At 72.8% G+C, this 17,773-nt stretch carries 5 protein-coding genes; all 5 read left to right on the top strand.

Translation table 11 applies throughout. From position 1 onward, the window contains the following. The first annotated feature begins 130 nt into the window (after window positions 1-130). The 5 genes from AB0C30_RS31430 to AB0C30_RS31450 are packed head-to-tail and all read left to right on the top strand — an operon-like array spanning window position 131 to window position 17,766. On the top strand, window positions 131-907 hold the full coding sequence (locus AB0C30_RS31430) for an ATP-binding cassette domain-containing protein (RefSeq protein ID WP_357951459.1): 777 nt from the start codon (window positions 131-133) through the stop codon (window positions 905-907). Further along, window positions 907-3,471: an ABC transporter permease gene (locus tag AB0C30_RS31435; RefSeq protein WP_357951461.1), complete on the top strand. Its 2,565-nt coding sequence runs from the start codon at window positions 907-909 to the stop codon at window positions 3,469-3,471. Before AB0C30_RS31430 ends, AB0C30_RS31435 begins: the two co-directional genes overlap by 1 nt. 44 nt (window positions 3,472-3,515) lie before the next feature. Further along, window positions 3,516-4,799: an activator-dependent family glycosyltransferase gene (locus tag AB0C30_RS31440; protein ID WP_357951463.1), complete on the top strand. Its 1,284-nt coding sequence runs from the start codon at window positions 3,516-3,518 to the stop codon at window positions 4,797-4,799. Window positions 4,800-4,802: 3 nt separating this feature from the next. Continuing rightward, complete coding sequence (locus AB0C30_RS31445; protein WP_357951465.1) at window positions 4,803-11,273, top strand: SDR family NAD(P)-dependent oxidoreductase; 6,471 nt, start codon at window positions 4,803-4,805, stop codon at window positions 11,271-11,273. Next, the gene (locus tag AB0C30_RS31450; RefSeq protein ID WP_357951466.1) at window positions 11,263-17,766 is read left to right on the top strand and encodes a type I polyketide synthase; all 6,504 of its coding nucleotides are present in this window, start codon (window positions 11,263-11,265) and stop codon (window positions 17,764-17,766) included. Before AB0C30_RS31445 ends, AB0C30_RS31450 begins: the two co-directional genes overlap by 11 nt. Window positions 17,767-17,773 lie beyond the last annotated feature (7 nt).

Below are 17,773 nucleotides of genomic sequence, written 5' to 3' on the forward strand. Positions count from 1 at the left end.
GCCGCCGACAAAGAGTCCGATTTTCCGTCCCGAGTACCGTTCATGCCACCGAACCATCCCTGAAGAGGAGGGCCCGGATGGCCCTTCAGGCCGATGCGCGGAATATGAATCGGTGATTAACATCCGTTCTATGAGCAGACCTGCGGACAATCCAAGGAGCGAAGAGGACGACATCGTGCGGTTGAATTCCGTACGACAGACGTACCACACGAGGAAGGGCAGCTTCGAGGCGCTGAGCGGCGTCACGATCGGCTGCCGGAAACGGGCGCTCACCGCGGTCATCGGGCCGTCGCGGTCCGGCAAGAGCACGCTGCTGCGCTGCGCGTCGGGGCTGGAGCGGCCGGCGTCAGGGTCGGTGCTCCTCGACGGCGAGGAGCTGACCGACCTCGACGACGCGTCGCTGACCAGGCTGCGGCGTGACCGGCTCGGCTTCGTCTTCCAGGGGTCCAATCTGCTGCCCGCGCTCAACGTGGCGGAGAACATCGCGCTGCCCGGCTACCTGGCCGGCCGGAGCGTCGACACCGTCCTGCTGGACCGGGTGATCGCGCAGATCGGCCTGACCGACCACCTGCACGACCTGCCGCACCGCCTGTCCTTCGCCGAGCAGCAGCGGGTGGCGGTCGCGCGGGCCCTCGTCGGCCGGGCGCCGGTGATCTTCGCCGACGAGCCCACCTGCGCGCAGGACAACGAGGGCGTCGGCCAGGTGCTCGGCCTGCTGCGCGAAGCGGCGCGGGCGGGACAGACAGTGGTGGTGGCCACGCACGACTCGCGGATCGCCGCCTACGCCGACCACGTCTTCTTCATGGCCGGCGGCCGGGTCGTGGAGGAGCTGGAGCTCCCGCCCAGCAAGGCGGCGGCGGAGCGGATGGCCCACCTGGCGATGTGGGACCGGGGAGAGCCGTCCTGATGTGGCGCCTGGCCCTGCGCACTCTGTCCCACCGCAGGGGCGCGTTCTCGGCGGTGCTCGCCACGGTCTTCGCCGCCACCGCCATCGTGGCGGCGTGCGCGGGGCTGATGGCGGCGGGGATCCAGGCCGCGTTCCCGCCCGAGCGGCTGGCCGGCGCCGCGGTGGTGGTCGCGGGCGACCCGTCCTACCGGCTGCCGGACACCGACCCCCGCGACGACGACGTCGAATGGGCGAGCCTGTCCGAGACCGTACGCCTGAGCCGGTCCCTGCTGGAGACCGTACGGGCGGTGCCCGGCGTCGCCGACGTCATCGGCGACGTCTCCATCCCCGTCACCATGCTCGGCGGGGACACGCCCCGGGCCACGGGGCACGAATGGACCTCCGCCGGGCTGCTGCCGTACGAGCTGCGGTCCGGCACCGCGCCCGCGACGGCCGGAGACGTCGTGCTGGACGCGGCGCTCGCCGCGCGATCGGGCAGCCGCGTGGGCGACCGGATCCAGGTCGTGGCCCGCGGCGCCGTAGCGACCTTCCGGGTGACCGGTGTGGTCGCCCCGGCGGCGGGACGTACGGCCACGGCGGCCGCGTTGTTCTTCACGCCCTACGACGCGCGGTGGCTGTCCGGCCATCCGGACTCGGTGGACGCGATAGCCGTGATCCCCGTGCCCGGGACGGGCGAGCAGGCGCTCGCCGACCGGGTGCGCGCCACCCTGCGCGGCCAGCCCGCGGTGACGCTCACCGGGGACGACCGGGGGCTCGCGGAGTTCGCGCAGGCGCGCGCCGGCCGCGAGAACCTGATCACCATCGCCGGCCTGATCGGCGGCACGACGCTCCTGGTCGGCATGCTCGTCCTGGTCAGCACCATGAAACTCCTGGTCGAGCACCGGGCGCCGGAGCTGACGCTGCTGCAGGCGATGGGCACGCCGCCGCGCCGCGTCCGCCTGATGATGTTCGGCGAGGTGACGACGATCGCGGTGGTCGCCACGGTGGCGGGCACGGTGCTCGGCGGCCACCTCGGCGGTCAGTTGTTCGGGCACCTGGTGCGCGACGGGGTCGTACCGGCGGCGCTGCGGTTCGACCCGGGCTGGCTCCCGGCCGCGCTCGCGGCCGCGGTGTGCCTGTGCACCGGGCTGGCGGCCGCCTTCTTCCCGATCTGGCGGGCCGCGCGACCTCGCCCCGCCACGGCGCTCAGCTCGGTGCCGCAGGACCACGGGCTCGACCGGGCGCGCGCGGCGCTGGCCCTGATCTGCCTCGGCGTGGTGGGCACGACGATCTGCTCGGCCATGGTGATGATCCGCTCCGCCGCGGTGAGCGTCGCCTGCCTCGCCGCGATCGTGGTGATCCTCGGCGTGGCCGTGGTGGCGTCCAGGATGACGAAGGCGATGAGCGGGCTGGTCGGCCGGGCCGTACGCGCCCGGCCCAGGACGATCGGCCGCCTCGCCCTGCTCAACAGCTGCGCCCGGCCGTTCGGCATGGCCACCGCGATCCTGCCCATCATGCTCGCGACCGGCATCAGCACCGCGAACATCTATCTGCAGATGACGCAGGCCGACCAGGTCCGGCAGGTCCGCCTGGAGGACCTGCGGGCCGACCACGTGATCACCGGCGGCCTCGGTCCCGGCCTGCTCGGCCGCGTCCGGTCCGTCCCAGGGGTCATGGCCGCGTCGGAGCTGGCGACCAGCAGCGGGTACGTCGAGAGCCCGTACGACTCATCGCAGAGCGAGCACGGCTGGCCGCTCCTGGGCCTCACGGCGGACGGCGCGGCCGGGGTCACGGACATCTCCCTCACGGCGGGCACGCTCACCGGGCTGCGTGGCGACTCCGTCGCCCTCACCCGGCAGCACGCCCGCGAGCTCGGCAAGGGGATCGGCGACGCGATCACCCTGCGGCTGGGCGACGGCGCCAAGGTGGACCTGAGGGTGGTCGCGCTGCTCGCGGACCGGCCCGGCGGCGAGATGATCCTGATGCCCGCCACGCTGCTCGCCGCCCACACGACCGCCGGCTCGCCGACCCAGATCCTGGTCCTGGAGGCGCCTGGCAGCGACCCGCGGAAACTGCGCGCCGACCTCGTCGAGGCGACGGGCCGCCTGCCCACGCTGCGGGTCAGCGACGGCATCGGGCCGTCCACGACCGCCGTCGAGCAGGGGCGGACCCGGGCCTGGATCAACTACCTGTTCACCGGAGTGATCATCATCTTCGCCGGTATCTCGGTGATCAGCGCCCAGGCGATGGGAGCCGGCTCGCGGCGCAGGGAGTTCCGTCTACAGCGCCTGATCGGGTTCACCCGTGGCCAGATCCTGCGCATGGTGGGGATCGAGGCCGTGGTGGTCGCCATGGTCGGCGTCGTGCTCGGCACGGCGGCGGTCGCCCCCATCCTGATTCCGTTCGCCATGGCGGTCAACGGCTCACCGATGCCCCCGGGGCCGGCCTGGGTCTATCTGGCCGTGATCTGCTCCGCCACGCTGTCCGCCCTGGTGGCCACGCTGTCTCCCGTGTGGGCGATCATCCGGCCGCGCACAGGGGAGCGTGAGGGGTCCCCTAGGGGTCGGGCGGTCATCCGCGCATAGGTAGCGTCCCATTCGACGCGATAAATAATTTGGAGGAATTGTTCATGCGTGTTCTGTTCACTCAACACGCGGCAAACGCGCACCTCTTTCTCATGGTCCCCATCGCCTGGGCGATGAAAGCCGCGGGCCACGAAGTAATCGTCGCCGGCCAGCCGGACATCGTCGACGCCATTACCCGGACCGGCTTGACCGCTTTATCGGTCGGCGGAAAGTCCGACGTGGCCGAGCGACTGGCGGAAACACCACTTGACCGGCAGATATACGGCTCCGGATACGACATCGCGGAGGAGCGCCCCGAGGTGCTCACGTACGAGTACGTCCGCGACTGCCTGGACGCCTTCTGCTCCCCGATGGCCCTGGACTTCATCACCGACGAGTCCATGTACGCCGACCTGGTCGCCTTCTGCCGGAGCTGGCAGCCCGACCTGGTGGTCTGGGACTCCATCACCTTCCCGGGCCCCGTGGCCGCCCGGGCCTGCGGCGCGGCGCAGGTACGGACCACCTTCGGGCGCGATCACTGGGCGCGGATGCGCTCGCTGTTCCTCCGGCTGCGCGCGGAGCAACCGGACGATCCGCGTGAGGACCCCGTGGTCGAGTGGATCACGGCGAAGCTGGCCGCGTACGGCTGCGACTTCGACGAGGAGGTGATCCTCGGCCAGGCCACGGTCGACTCCATGCCGGCCTGGCTGCGCTTCCCCGGCGAGGACGACCACCTGCGCGTCCGTTTCATCCCCTACAACGGCCCCTCGACCATCCCGGCCTGGCTCAGAGAGCCGCCGTCCCGGCGACGCGTCTGCTTCACCCTAGGGGTGTCCGGCAGGGAGGTCTGGGGCGGGCGCGGCAGCGTCAAGGCCGCCGAGCTGTTCGAGGCCGTGGCCGACCTGGACGTCGAGGTGGTCGCCACCCTGAAGGAGAACCAGCTGGACGGCGCGAAGGTCCCGGCGAACGTCCGCATCGTGGACTTCGTCCCGCTCAACTCCCTGCTGCCCGGCTGCTCGGCCATCGTCCACCACGGCGGCACGGGGACCACCTGCACGGCCATCACCCATGGCGTGCCCCAGCTCATCGTCCCCGCCCAGCTCTACGACGAGACGGGCATGGCCCTTCAGATAGCCCAGCAGGGAGCGGGCCTGGTCATCGAGCCCGATCAGCTCTCGGCGCGGACACTGCGCGACGGGCTGGTGCGGCTGCTGGAGGACGAGGGGTTCCGGCGGAACGCGGTCCGGATCCAGCAGGACATGGCGAAGACGCCGACCCCCGCCGACAGCGTACGTGATCTAGAAGAGCTGGTCGCCCGTCACCAGGCGGCTTCCCCGACCCGGAGATGAGCCGTGGACAACGAGACCAGGCTGCTGGAATACCTCAGGCGGGCCACCGCCGACCTGCGGGAGACCCGCCGCCGGCTGCGGCAGGCCGAGGACAGGGACGCCGAGCCCATCGCGATCATCGGGATGAGCTGCCGCTTCCCCGGCGACGCGGGCTCGCCCGAGGAGCTGTGGCGGCTGCTGGTCGCCGGGACCGACGCGATCTCGCCGTTCCCCACCGACCGGGGCTGGGACGTCGACCTCTATGACCCGGATCCGGACAGTCCCGGCAAGAGCCTGACGAGTTCCGGCGGCTTCCTCCACGACGCGGCGCGGTTCGACCCGCACTTCTTCGGGATCAGCCCGCGAGAGGCCCTGGCGATGGATCCGCAGCAGCGGCTGCTGCTGGAGACCGCGTGGGAGGCGTTCGAAGGCGCGGGCATCGATCCGGCCTCGGCCCGGGGCAGCTCCACGGGCGTCTTCGCCGGAGTCATCTACCACGACTACGGCTCCAGGGTCCGCGCCGTGCCCGCCGACCTCGGCGGCTACATCGGCAACGGCAGCGACGGCAGCATCGCCTCCGGCCGGGTCTCCTACCTGATGGGCCTGGAGGGCCCGGCGATCACGGTGGACACGGCCTGCTCATCCTCCCTGGTGGCGCTGCACCTCGCGGCCCAGGCCCTGCGCCAGGACGAATGCGCCATGGCGCTGGCCGGCGGCGTCACGGTGATGTCGACCCCGAGCACGTTCGTGGAGTTCAGCAGGCAGCGCGGGCTGTCACCGGACGGCCGGTGCAAGGCGTTCTCGGCGGCCGCCGACGGGACGGGCTGGGGTGAGGGCGCGGGCATGCTCCTGCTGGAGCGCCTGTCGGACGCCACCCGCAACGGCCACCAGGTGCTGGCCGTGATCCGCGGCAGCGCGATCAACCAGGACGGCGCCAGCAGCGGGCTGACCGTGCCCAACGGTCCCTCCCAGCAGCGGGTGATCGCCCGGGCGCTGGCCGCCGCGGGCCTGACTCCCGCCGAGGTCGACGTGGTCGAGGCGCACGGCACCGGTACGACGCTGGGCGACCCCATCGAGGCGCGCGCCCTGTTCGCCGCCTACGGTCAGGGCCGCCCGGCGGACAGACCCCTCTACCTGGGCTCGATCAAGTCGAACATCGGCCACACCCAGGCCGCCGCCGGCGTGGCCGGGGTGATCAAGATGGTGCTCGCGATGCGGCACGGCACCCTGCCCAAGACCCTGTACGCCGACGAGCCCTCGCCGAACGTGGACTGGTCGTCCGGAAGCATCGCCTTGCTCACCGAGAACGTCCCCTGGGACACGGCGGAGGACACCCCGCGCCGCGCGGCCATCTCCTCGTTCGGCGTCAGCGGCACCAACGCGCACGTCATCATCGAGGAACACCCGCACGCCGAGGCCCCCCGCGACGAGACGGCCACCCCTGTGGTGCCCTGGGTGGTCACGGCCAAGAGCGAGCAGGCGCTACGGGCCCAGGCCGGGCGACTGGCCGCCCGCGTCGAGCAGGACCCCGGGCTGTCGCCGGTCGACGTCGGCCACTCCCTGGTCAGCTCGCGCGCCGCCCTCCCGTACCGCGCGGCGGTGATCGGCGACGACCGTGACACCCTCCTTGCGGCCCTGCGCGCCGTCGCGGACGCGGTCCCCGACCCGAACGTCGTGTACGGCACGGCGACCGCCTCGCCCCGAGTGGCCTTCGTCTTCCCCGGCCAGGCCGTCCTGTCGAAGGACATGATCCTCGGACTCCTCGACGCCGCGCCGCCGTTCGCCGCCCGCATGGCGGAGTGCGCGGACGCGCTCGAGAAGTTCGTGGACTGGAAGCTGATGGACGTGCTGCGCGGCGAGTCGCCCGCGTGGCCACTCGACCGGATGGACGTGATCCAGCCCGCGGCATGGGCGGTCATGGTCTCGCTGGCGCACCTGTGGCGCTCCTACGGCGTCGAACCCGAGGCCGTCGTGGGGCATTCCCAGGGCGAGATCGCCGCCGCCTGCGTGGCGGGAGCGCTGTCCCTCGAAGACGCGGCCAAGGTGGTGGCCCTCCGCAGCCGGGCCATCACCGAAGACCTGTCCGGCCGCGGCGGCATGCTGGCCGTCTCGCTCCCGCCCGCCGAGGCGCTCGACCGGCTCGCCCCCTGGGCGGACCGTCTGTCGATAGCGGCGGTGAACAGCCCGACCGCGGTCGTGGTCGCCGGCGACTCGGCGGCACTCGACGAACTGCTCGAGCTCCTGAAGGCCGAGGACGTCAGAGCCAAGATGATCCCGGTCGACTATCCCTCACACACGGCCTACGCCGAGCCGCTGCGCGACCGGCTGCTGGCCGACCTGGCCGGGATCGTGCCCTGGACGGCCGAAGTGGCGTTCTGCTCCACGGTGACCGGCGAGCCGCTCGACACCGAGGAACTCGACGCCGCCTACTGGTACACCAACCTGCGCCGCCCGGTGCGCTTCGAGCAGGCGGTCCAGAGCCTGGTCCAGCAGGGCTACGGAATGTTCGTCGAGGTCAGCCCGCACCCGACGCTGACCGCCGCGGTCCAGGAGACGGCCGAGGCCGCGGGCGCCGGCGTGGTGGCCATCGGCTCGCTGCGCCGCGACGAGGACGCGGCGGCCAGGTTCGTCACCTCGGTCGCGGAGTCCTGCGCGCACGGCGCGCCGGTCGACTGGACGCCCCTGTTCGCCTCGGCCGACGCCCGCAAGGTGGACCTGCCCACGTACGCCTTCCAGCGCGAACGCTATTGGCTGGAGGCCGGCGACTCGGCCGACGTCGAGCAGGCGGGCCTGACCGCGGCCGACCACCCCTTCCTCGGCGGGGCGCTGTCCCTGGCCGACTCCGACGAGATCGTCCTCACCGGCCGGCTGTCGCTGCGCTCGCACCCCTGGCTGGCCGGCCACACGGTGTCCGGCACTGTCCTGTTCCCCGGAGCGGCCTTCGCCGAGCTGGCCGTCAGCGCGGGCCGCCAGGTCGGCTGCGCCCTGCTGGAGGAGCTGGTCCTGGAGGCGCCGCTGGCGCTGCCCGCGCAGGACGCCGTGTTGGTGCAGGTACGGATCGACGCGCCGGACGAGACCGGGCGACGGCCGCTGACGCTGCACGCGCGCCCCGAGAACGACACGGACTGGACCCGGCACGCGACCGGCGTCGTGTCGGCCGCCCGTCCCACGGCGGACTTCGACCTGTCCGCCTGGCCGCCGCCGGGCGCCGAGGCCGTCGACGTGACCGAGGTCTACGACCGCCTCGCCGCGCGCGGTCTGGACTACGACGGGCCGTTCCGCGGGCTCCAGGCCGCGTGGCGGCTCGGGGACGAGGTGTTCGCCGAGGTCACCCTGCCACAGCGGGAGACGGGGGGCTTCGGCCTGCATCCCGCGCTGCTCGACGCCGCGCTGCACGCGGAGTCGCTGCTTGACGGCGCCGCCGCAGGGGTGAGCCTGCCGTTCACCTGGTCCGGCCTGTCGCTGTACGCGGAAGGCGCGTCCACGTTGCGGGTCCGCCTGACCCCGTCGGGTCCGGACGAGATCTCGCTGCGGCTGGCGGACCCCTCGGGAGCTCCGGTGGCCGCGGTGGAGTCGCTGCTGTCCCGGCCGCTCGCGTCGTCGGCGCCGGATCCGCGCCGCGAGTCGCTGTTCCGCGTCGGCTGGATCGCCTCGCCGTACACCGGCGACCCGACGCCGACGCACTCCCGGAGCCGCTGCGCCGTGGTGGACGCGAGCGGGCTCGCTGCCACGCCCGGAGTGGACGCGAGCGGGCTGGGTTCTGGGCTCGCCGCTGCCCTGGGCGCCCCCGTCTATCCCGATCTGGCCTCCTTGCCGTCGGCTCCCGAGCTGGTGTTCGTCACCTTCTCGGGCGGCGGAGACGTGCGGGAGGCGATCCATCGGGCCCTGGCCACCGTACGGTCCTGGCTGGCCGACGACCGGTTCGAGGAGTCCACGTTCGCCCTGGTCACCAGGGGAGCGGTCGCCCTGGAGGGCGAGGACGTGACCGACCTGGCCGCCGCCGCGGTGCTCGGCCTGATGCGCTCCGCGCAGTCGGAGCACCCCGGCCGGTTCGTGACGCTGGACCTCGACGACTCCGAGGTGCCGTTGCCCGCCGTGCTCGCCGCGCTCGCCGAGCCGCAGCTGGCCGTACGCGGGGGAGCGGTATGGGTGCCCAGGCTGGCGCGGGCCACGACCGGCGAGGCGCTGCTGCCACCCTTGGGCGGCGAGCCGTGGCGGCTCGAAGCCACCGGCGCGGGCACGCTGGACGGCCTGGCGCTGGTCCCGTGCCCGGAGGCGGCCCGCCCGCTGGGGCCGGGCGAGGTACGGCTGTCGATACGGGCGGCCGGGATGAACTTCCGCGACGTCGTCGTGGCGCTGGGCATGGTCCCGGAGCGCGACGTCCCGATCGGCGGAGAGGTCGCCGGTGTGGTGCTGGAGGTGGGCTCGGCCGTGACCGATCTGGCGCCCGGTGATCGGGTGCTGGGGCTGCTCGATGGCGCGTACGGTCCCGTGGGAGTGACCGATCGGCGGTTGCTGGCTCCGATGCCCGCCGGTTGGTCGTTCGCGGAGGCCGCGTCGGTGCCGGCGGCGTTCCTGACGGCGTTCTACGGCCTGGTGGACGTGGCCGGTGTGCGGGCCGGTGATCGGGTGCTGGTGCACGCGGCCGCCGGTGGGGTCGGGATGGCCGCCGTACAGGTGGCTCGCTGGCTGGGCGCGGAGGTGTTCGGTACGGCGAGCCCCGGCAAGTGGGCGTCGCTGCCGCTGGACGATGACCATGTGGCCTCGTCGCGGACGCTGGAGTTCGCGGAGAAGTTCGGCCAGGTGGACGTGGTGCTCAACTCGCTGGCCGGGGAGTTCATCGACGCCTCGCTGGGCATGCTGCCGGTCGGTGGCCGGTTCGTGGAGATGGGCAAGACCGACATCCGGGACACGGAGACGATCGCCCCCGGAGTCCGTTACACCGCCTTCGACCTGATCGACACGGGGCCGGACCGTCTGGGCGAGATGCTGGCCGAGGTCCTGGGCCTGTTCGAGGAGGGCGTGTTCGAGCGGTCGCCCATCCAGGTGTGGGACGTGCGGCGGGCGCGGGAGGCGTTCCGGTTCATGTCGCAGGCCCGGCATGTCGGGAAGGTCGTACTCACGCTGCCGGTCCCGTTCGACCGGGAGGGCACCGTGCTGGTGACCGGAGGCACCGGGATGATCGGCGGGCTGGTGGCCCGGCACCTGGTTGCCGAGCACGGCGTACGCGATCTGGTGCTCGTGGGACGCAGAGGCATCGAGGCCCCCGGCGCGGAGGAACTGCGCGCCGAGCTCGCGGCCTCGGGGGCGCGGGCCGAGATCGTGGCGTGCGACGTCGCCGACCGTACGGCGCTGGCCGGGCTCCTGGACCGCCTGCGCGCGGAACACCGGCTGTCCGCCGTGGTGCACGCGGCCGGGGCGCTGGACGACGGAATGGTGGAGTCGCTCACGGCTGAGCAGGTCGACGCGGTGGTGGGCGCCAAGGCGGAGGCGGCCTGGCAGCTGCACCAGCTGACCGAGGGCCTGGATCTGTCGGCGTTCGTGCTGTTCTCCTCGGCGGCGGGCGTACTGGGCGAGGCCGGGCAGGGCAACTACGCTGCGGCGAACGCGTTCCTGGACGCGCTGGCGGCCCACCGGCGGGCGCACGGCCTCGCCGCGATGTCGCTGGCCTGGGGCTTCTGGGAGCAACGCAGCGGCATGACCGCGCACCTCGACGACACCGCCATGAGCGGCATGGCACGGTCCGGCTTCGTCCAGATCCCCTCCGCCGACGGGCTGGCGTTGTTCGACGCGGCCCGGACGGTGGACGAGCCCGTGCTGCTGCCGATCCGGCTGGACCTCGCCGCGCTGCGGTCGAGCGCCACCCCGCCGCCGGCGCTGCTGCGCGGCCTGGTCCGCGACCAGACTCGCGCCCACGTACGGCGGGCCGCCCAGTCCGGCATCTCGACACTCAAGCACCGGCTCGACGGCCTGCCCGAGGAGGAACGCAAGGCCGAGCTCGTGCGGCTCGTCCGCGCCGAGGCGGCCGGCGTGCTCGGGCACCCGAGCCCCGACTCGGTGCTACCCGACCGGGCCTTCAAGGAGCTGGGCTTCGACTCGCTGACCGGCGTCGAGCTGCGCAACCGGCTCAGCGCCGCCACCGGCCTGCGCCTGCCCAGCACGCTCGTCTTCGACCACCCCACGCCGAACGCCCTCGCGGACCGGGTGGGAGAGGCGTTCCGCCCGGCCGTCCAGGACTCCGCCGCCGCCGTACTCGCCGAGGTCGACCGGCTGGAAGCCGCACTCGCCACGGTGGCGGCGACCGACGACCGGCCGGCGGTCACCGCCCGGCTGCGGTCACTGGTCCGCAAATGGAACGACCTGCAGGGCGAGGCGCCCGAGTCCGAACAGGACGGCTCCGAGCAGTACGAGTCGGCCACGGACGACGAGCTCTTCACAATCCTCGACAACGCGCTTGGCTCCTCGCGACGGAGGTCTGAGTCTGATGGCGAATGACGGCAAGCTCCGCGAATACCTGAGGCTGGCGACCGCCGAACTCCAGTCGGTCCATCGCCGGATGGACGAGATGGAGGCCCGGCGGCACGAGCCCATCGCTATCGTGGCCATGAGCTGCCGCCTGCCCGGCGGAGTGAACGATCCCGAACAGCTCTGGCGCCTGGTCGCCGAAGGCCGGGACGCGATGTCGGAGTTCCCCGCCGACCGCAGCTGGGACCTGGAGCGGCTCTACGACCCCGATCCCGAGCGCGCCGGTACGTGCTATGTCCGCACGGGCGGCTTCCTGACGGACGCGGGTGACTTCGACGCGGGCTTCTTCGGGATGAGCCCGCGAGAGGCGCTGGCCACGGATCCGCAGCAGCGGCTCCTGCTGGAGACCTCATGGGAGCTGCTCGAACAGGCCGGCCTCGACCCCGCGACGCTGCGGGGCAGCGAGACGGGCGTCTTCGTCGGCGCCGCCTCCACCGGCTACGGCGTCGGCCCGGCCGGATTCCCCGACGGGGTCGAGGGCCATCTGCTGACCGGCGGCTCCACGGCCGTGATGTCCGGCCGCATCGCCTATGTCCTGGGCCTGGAGGGTCCGGCCGTCACCTTGGACACGGCGTGCTCGTCGTCCCTGGTCGCGCTCCACCTGGCCTGCGAGTCGCTGCGCAGGGGCGAGTGCGCCCTGGCCATCAGCGGTGGCGCCACCATCATCTTCACGCCGGAGATCTTCGTGGAGTTCAGCCGGCAGCGGGGTCTGGCGCGGGACGGGCGTTGTAAGGCGTTCGCGGAGGCGGCGGATGGTACGGCGTTCGCCGAAGGCGTGGGTTTGTTGCTGCTGGAGCGGCTGTCGGACGCGCGCCGTCACGGTCACCGGGTGTTGGCGGTCGTGCGGGGGAGCGCGGTCAATCAGGACGGCGCGAGCAACGGGCTCACCGCGCCGAACGGGCCGTCCCAGCAGCGGGTGATCCGCCAGGCGCTGGTCGACGCCGAGCTGTCTCCCGCCGACGTGGACGCCGTCGAAGCCCACGGCACCGGTACGACCCTGGGCGATCCGATCGAGGCGCAGGCGCTGCTGGCCACGTACGGCAAGGACCGGCCGCAGGATCGGCCGCTGTGGCTGGGCACCGTCAAGTCCAACATCGGGCACACCCAGGCCGCCGCCGGCGTCGCCGGTGTGATCAAGATGGTCATGGCGATGCGGCACGGCGTACTGCCCAGAACCCTGCACATCGACACCCCCTCCTCGCACGTGGACTGGTCGGCCGGGAACGTCCGGCTGCTGACCGAGCCGATCCCCTGGCCCGGTGGCGAACGCCCGCGCCGGGCGGGCGTGTCGTCGTTCGGCATCAGCGGGACCAACGCCCATGTCGTCCTGGAAGCGGTCGAGACCGAACACGAAGAGCCGACGGCCCTGGCTTTGCCGGCCTTGCCGCTGCCGATCTCCGGGAGGAGCGCGGCCGGGTTGCGCGCTCAGGCGGAGCGGCTGAGGTCATACCTGGAGGAGCGGGAAGACGCTTCTCTGCCGGACGTGGCCTACTCGCTGGCGACGGCACGGGCGGCTCTGGAACATCGTGCCGTGGTGACCGCCTCGGACCGCGCCGGGCTGCTGGCGGGTCTGTCGCAGGTGGCCGACGGCGTGGTGAGCGGCGGGAAGCTGGCGTTCCTGTTCACTGGACAGGGGAGCCAGCGGGTGGGGATGGGGCGCGAGCTGGTGGCGGCCTATCCGGTGTTCGCCGAGCACCTGGCGGCGGTGTGCGCGCGGCTGGATCCGCTGCTGGAGCGTCCGCTGACGGAGGTGATGTGGGAGCGGCCGGAACTGCTGGACCAGACGGGGTACACCCAGGCCGCCTTGTTCGCGGTGGAGGTGGCGCTCTATCGGCTGGTCGAGTCGTGGGGCGTCGTTCCCGACTTCCTGCTCGGGCACTCGATCGGGGAGGTGGCGGCCGCGCACGCGGCGGGGGTGCTGTCGCTGGATGACGCGTGCGCGCTCGTGGCGGCCCGGGGCAGGCTGATGCAGGCGTTGCCGACCGGCGGGGCGATGGTCGCGGTCCAGGCCGGAGAAGAGGAGGCCAGGCGGATTCTCGCCGAGGCCGGCGAAGAGGACGCCGGGCAGGTTCTTGCGGGCGCCGGTGGAGTGGTGATCGCGGCGGTCAACGGGCCCGCCTCGGTGGTCCTGTCCGGTGACGAGGAGGCGGTGCTGCGGGTCGCGGACCGCTTCGCCAAGTCCCGCCGGTTGCCGGTCAGTCACGCCTTCCACTCGCCCCGGATGGAGCCGATGCTGGCCGCCTTCCGCGAGGTGACCGAGGGCCTGTCGTACGGGAGCGCGTCGGTCCCGGTCGTGTCGAACGTGACCGGTGCGCCGGTGCGGGAGTTCACGGCCGAGTACTGGGTGCGCCATGTCCGCGAAGCGGTGCGGTTCGCCGACGGCGTCGCCTTTCTCCATGGTCAGGACGTACGGACCTTCGTCGAGTTGGGCCCCGACGGGGTGCTGTCGGGGATGGGGCAGGAGTGCGTGCCCGAGCCCCAGGACGGGCGCGGCCCGGTGTTCGTACCGGCGCTGCGTCGCGGCAGAGACGAGGCCGAGCAGGTGGTGACGGCGGTCGGGCAGGCGCACGCCGGTGGCGCGGCGGTGGACTGGGAACGGTTCTTCGCCGGGACCGGCGCCCGCCGGGTGGACCTGCCCACGTACGCCTTCCAGCACCGGCGCTACTGGCTGAACCCCGCGCAGTCGAGCGGTGACCCCTCGTCCATCGGGCTGGACGCCCCGGGCCATCCGCTGCTGGGCGCCGGGGTCGAGCTGCCCGACTCGGGCGGATTCCTGTTCACCGCCCGGCTCTCCCTCGCCTCGCACCCCTGGCTCGCCGATCACGTGGTCGGCGAGGCGGCCGTGTTCCCCGGCACCGGCCTGGTGGAACTCGCCATCAGGGCGGCCGACCAGGTCGGCTGCGGGAAGGTCGAGGAGCTGACCTTGGAGCGGCCGCTGCTCGTTCCGGGACACGGCAGCGTCAGGCTGCAGATCGTGGTGAGTGACCCGGACGACTCGGGCACCCGGACCATCACGATCTACTCACAGACCGACGACGCCCCATGGGACAGACACGCCACCGGCGCCCTCGCCCCGGCCTCCCCGGTCTCGGGGTCCCTAGGCTCCTCGGGCTTCCCCGCCGCCGCGTTCGAGGCGAGTTCGTGGCCGCCGGCCGATGCCCAGCAGGTCGAGGTGGACGGGCTCTACGAGCGGCTCGCCGATCTGGGGCTTCCCTACGGGCCGACCTTCCGTGGGCTGCGGGCTGCCTGGACCCGTGGCGAGGAGGTCTTCGCCGAGATCGAGCTGCCCGAGCAGGCGGCGGCGGACGCGGCCCGTTTCGGTCTGCATCCCGCACTCCTCGACGCCGCGCTCCACGCCTTCGGGTTCAGTCCCGCCTCGGCCGAGCACACCGCGTTGCCGTTCACGTGGGCCGACGTGGAACTGCACGCCGCCGGGGCGTCCAGCCTGCGCGTACGGGTGACCCCGATGGGAGAGGACTCCTTCCGACTGGAGGCGGCCGACCCGCTCGGTCAGCCGGTGGTGTCGATCGGCTCGCTGGTCCTGCGCCAGATCACCCTCGACACGCTCTCCGGTCCACGGCCCGGCGCGGAACGCTCGCTGTACCGCCTGGACTGGACGCCGATCCCGGCCGAGCCGGTGTCCCTGGCGCGGTGCTGGACCATCGGCGGCGGTGAGATCGTCGGCGCCGAGGCGTACGACGACCTGGCCGCGCTGCTCCGGGCCATCGACTCAGGAGAGGACCCGCCCGAGCTGGTCATCGTGAACCCCGACGTCACGAACCGGGCCGACGCCACCGCCACCACCGCGACCGACGCCGCGACCGCCGACGCTACGGTCGATGCCACGGCCGCAGCGGTCCGCTTGGCGGTTCACCGTGCGCTCGACCTGGTGCGGACCTGGATCGCCGACCCGCGCCTCGCCGATTCGCGGCTTCTCTTCGTGACCAGGAAGGCGATGGCCCCCGACAGCGGGCGTGACCTCGCGGGCGCCGCGGTGTGGGGCCTGGTCCGGTCCGCGCAGGCCGAGAACCCCGGCCAGTTCGTCCTCCTGGACCTCGACGACCGCAACGACCGGAACAACCGCAACGATCGCGACGACCTCAGCGACCACGCCGCCGCCGGTCTGATTGCCGCCGCGGCCTTCAGTGGCGAGCCGCAGCTCGTCCTGCGAGAGGGCAACCTGCTCGCGGCCCGGCTCACCCCCGCGCCCGACCCCGGCCTCACACCGCCGGCGGACGGCGCCGCGTGGCGGCTGGACAGCCGGGCCAAGGGCACGCTGGACGGCCTGGCCTTCGTCGACGCGCCCGAGGCCGTCGCGCCCTTGCGGCCGGGAGAGATCAGGATCGCCGTACGCGCGGCCGGCATGAACTTCCGCGACGTCCTCAACGCCCTCGGCATGTACCCGGGCGAGAGCGGCGCGATGGGGCTGGAGGGCGCCGGTGTGGTCGTCGAGGTCGGCTCCGGTGTCACCGGGTTCGCTCCCGGAGACAAGGTGTTCGGGCTGTTCGACGGCGGCGCCTTCGGCCCGCTGATGGTCACGGATCACCGGCAGGCGGCGCCGATGCCCGCCGGGTGGTCGTTCGCGGAGGCGGCGTCGGTGCCGGTGGCGTTCCTGACCGCCTACTACGGCCTGGTCGATATGGCCGGCCTCCAAGCAGGGGACCGGGTGCTGGTGCACGCGGCCGCCGGTGGGGTCGGCATGGCGGCGGTGCAGCTTGCCCGCTGGCTGGGCGCGGAGGTGTTCGGTACGGCCAGTCCCGGCAAGTGGACGTCGACGACTCTGGACGACGCGCATGTGGCCTCCTCGCGGACACTGGAGTTCGCGGAGAAGTTCGGCCAGGTCGATGTGGTGCTCAACTCGCTGGCCGGGGAGTTCATCGACGCCTCCCTGGGCATGCTGTCCGCGGGTGGCCGGTTCGTGGAGATGGGCAAGACCGACATCCGGGACACGGAGCCGATCGCTCCCGGCGTCCGCTACACGCCGTTCGACCTCGTCGAGGCCGGTCCCGAGCGGATCGGTCACATGCTGCGCGAGATTCTGCGCCTGTTCGAGCAGGGTGAGATCCAGCCGCTCCCCATGAGGGCCTGGGACCTCCGGCGTGCCCCCGAGGCGTTCCGGTACATGTCGCAGGCCCGGCATATCGGGAAGGTCGTGCTGACGGTCCCGGCGCCCCTCGATCCTGAGGGGACCGTGCTGGTGACCGGTGGCACCGGCGCGCTCGGCAGGCTAGTCGCCCGCCATCTCGTCGCCCGCCACGGCGTACGCGATCTGCTGCTGACCAGCCGTCGCGGCGCCGCCGTCGAGGGTGCCGAGAAGCTCCGCGCCGAGCTCGCGGAGCTCGGCGCGCGGGTCGAGATCGCGGCCTGCGACGTCGCCGACCGCGACGCGCTCGCGGAACTGCTCGCGGGTCGTCCGCTCACGGCCGTGGTGCACGCCGCGGGTGTCCTGGACGACGGACCGATCACCGCGCTCTCGCCCGAGCGGATGGACGGTGTGCTGCGGCCCAAGGCGGACGCGGCGCTCAACCTGCACGAGCTGACGCACGACCTCGACCTGTCGGCCTTCGTCATGTTCTCCTCGGCCGCCGGGACGATGGGCAGCGCGGGACAGGGCAACTACGCGGCCGCCAACGCGTTCCTGGACGCGCTGGCCCACCGGCTGCGGACGCAGGGGCTCCCGGCGACCTCGCTGGCCTGGGGTCCGTGGACAGGCGGCGGAGGCATGCTCGACACCCTCGCCGAGGCGGAGGTCGCCCGGATGGCTCGCGAGGGTATCGTCCCGTTCACCCCGGAGACGGGCCTGGCGCTGTTCGACACCGCCCTGCTCCGGCCCGAGGCGGCCCTGGTGCCGATTCGCCTGGACGTCAAGGCGCTGAGCGCGCGCGGCGACTCCCTGCCGCCGATGCTCAGCGAGCTGGTACGAGCCCGCCCACGCCGCGCCGCCTCCGCGGAGCGCGGCTCCGGCGCCGGTCTGCAGGCCAGACTGGCCGGGCTTCCGGAACCGGAGCGGCGGCGGATCCTGCTCGACCTGGTGCTCGACCAGGTCACCGCCGTGCTCGGGCACGCCTCCGCCGAAGAGGTGGACCCGCACCGGCCGTTCGACGAGCTGGGGTTCGACTCGCTGACCGCGGTCGAGCTGCGCAACCGGCTGAACGCCGCCGTCGATCGGCGGCTGCCGTCGACACTGGCGTTCGACCACGCCTCGCCGATCGCGCTGGCGGAGTACCTGCTCACGGAGATAGCGCCCGACGACCGGCCCACGGGCGAGCGGGCGCTGGAGGAACTCGACCGGCTGGGACGCCTGCTCGGCGCGCTCACGCCCGACGAGGAGACACGGTCGACGGTCACCGCCCGGCTGCGCGGACTGCTGGCGCAATGGCGCGGCGAACAGGCGGACACCGGCCAGACCGTGGAGTCGGCGAGCGCCGACGAGCTGTTCGCGTTGATCGACAAGGGGCTCTGAAACTTCC

The organism is Nonomuraea sp. NPDC048901, assembly GCF_040649695.1.
Classification (GTDB): domain Bacteria; phylum Actinomycetota; class Actinomycetes; order Streptosporangiales; family Streptosporangiaceae; genus Nonomuraea.

Bases quoted from the DNA above. Each gene is read 5' to 3' on its own strand.
- AB0C30_RS31440 (WP_357951463.1), top strand. From the start codon at position 3,516: ATGCGTGTTCTGTTCACTCAACACGCGGCAAACGCGCACCTCTTTCTC.
- AB0C30_RS31450 (WP_357951466.1), top strand. From the start codon at position 11,263: ATGGCGAATGACGGCAAGCTCCGCGAATACCTGAGGCTGGCGACCGCC.
- AB0C30_RS31435 (WP_357951461.1), top strand. From the start codon at position 907: ATGTGGCGCCTGGCCCTGCGCACTCTGTCCCACCGCAGGGGCGCGTTC.
- AB0C30_RS31430 (WP_357951459.1), top strand. From the start codon at position 131: ATGAGCAGACCTGCGGACAATCCAAGGAGCGAAGAGGACGACATCGTG.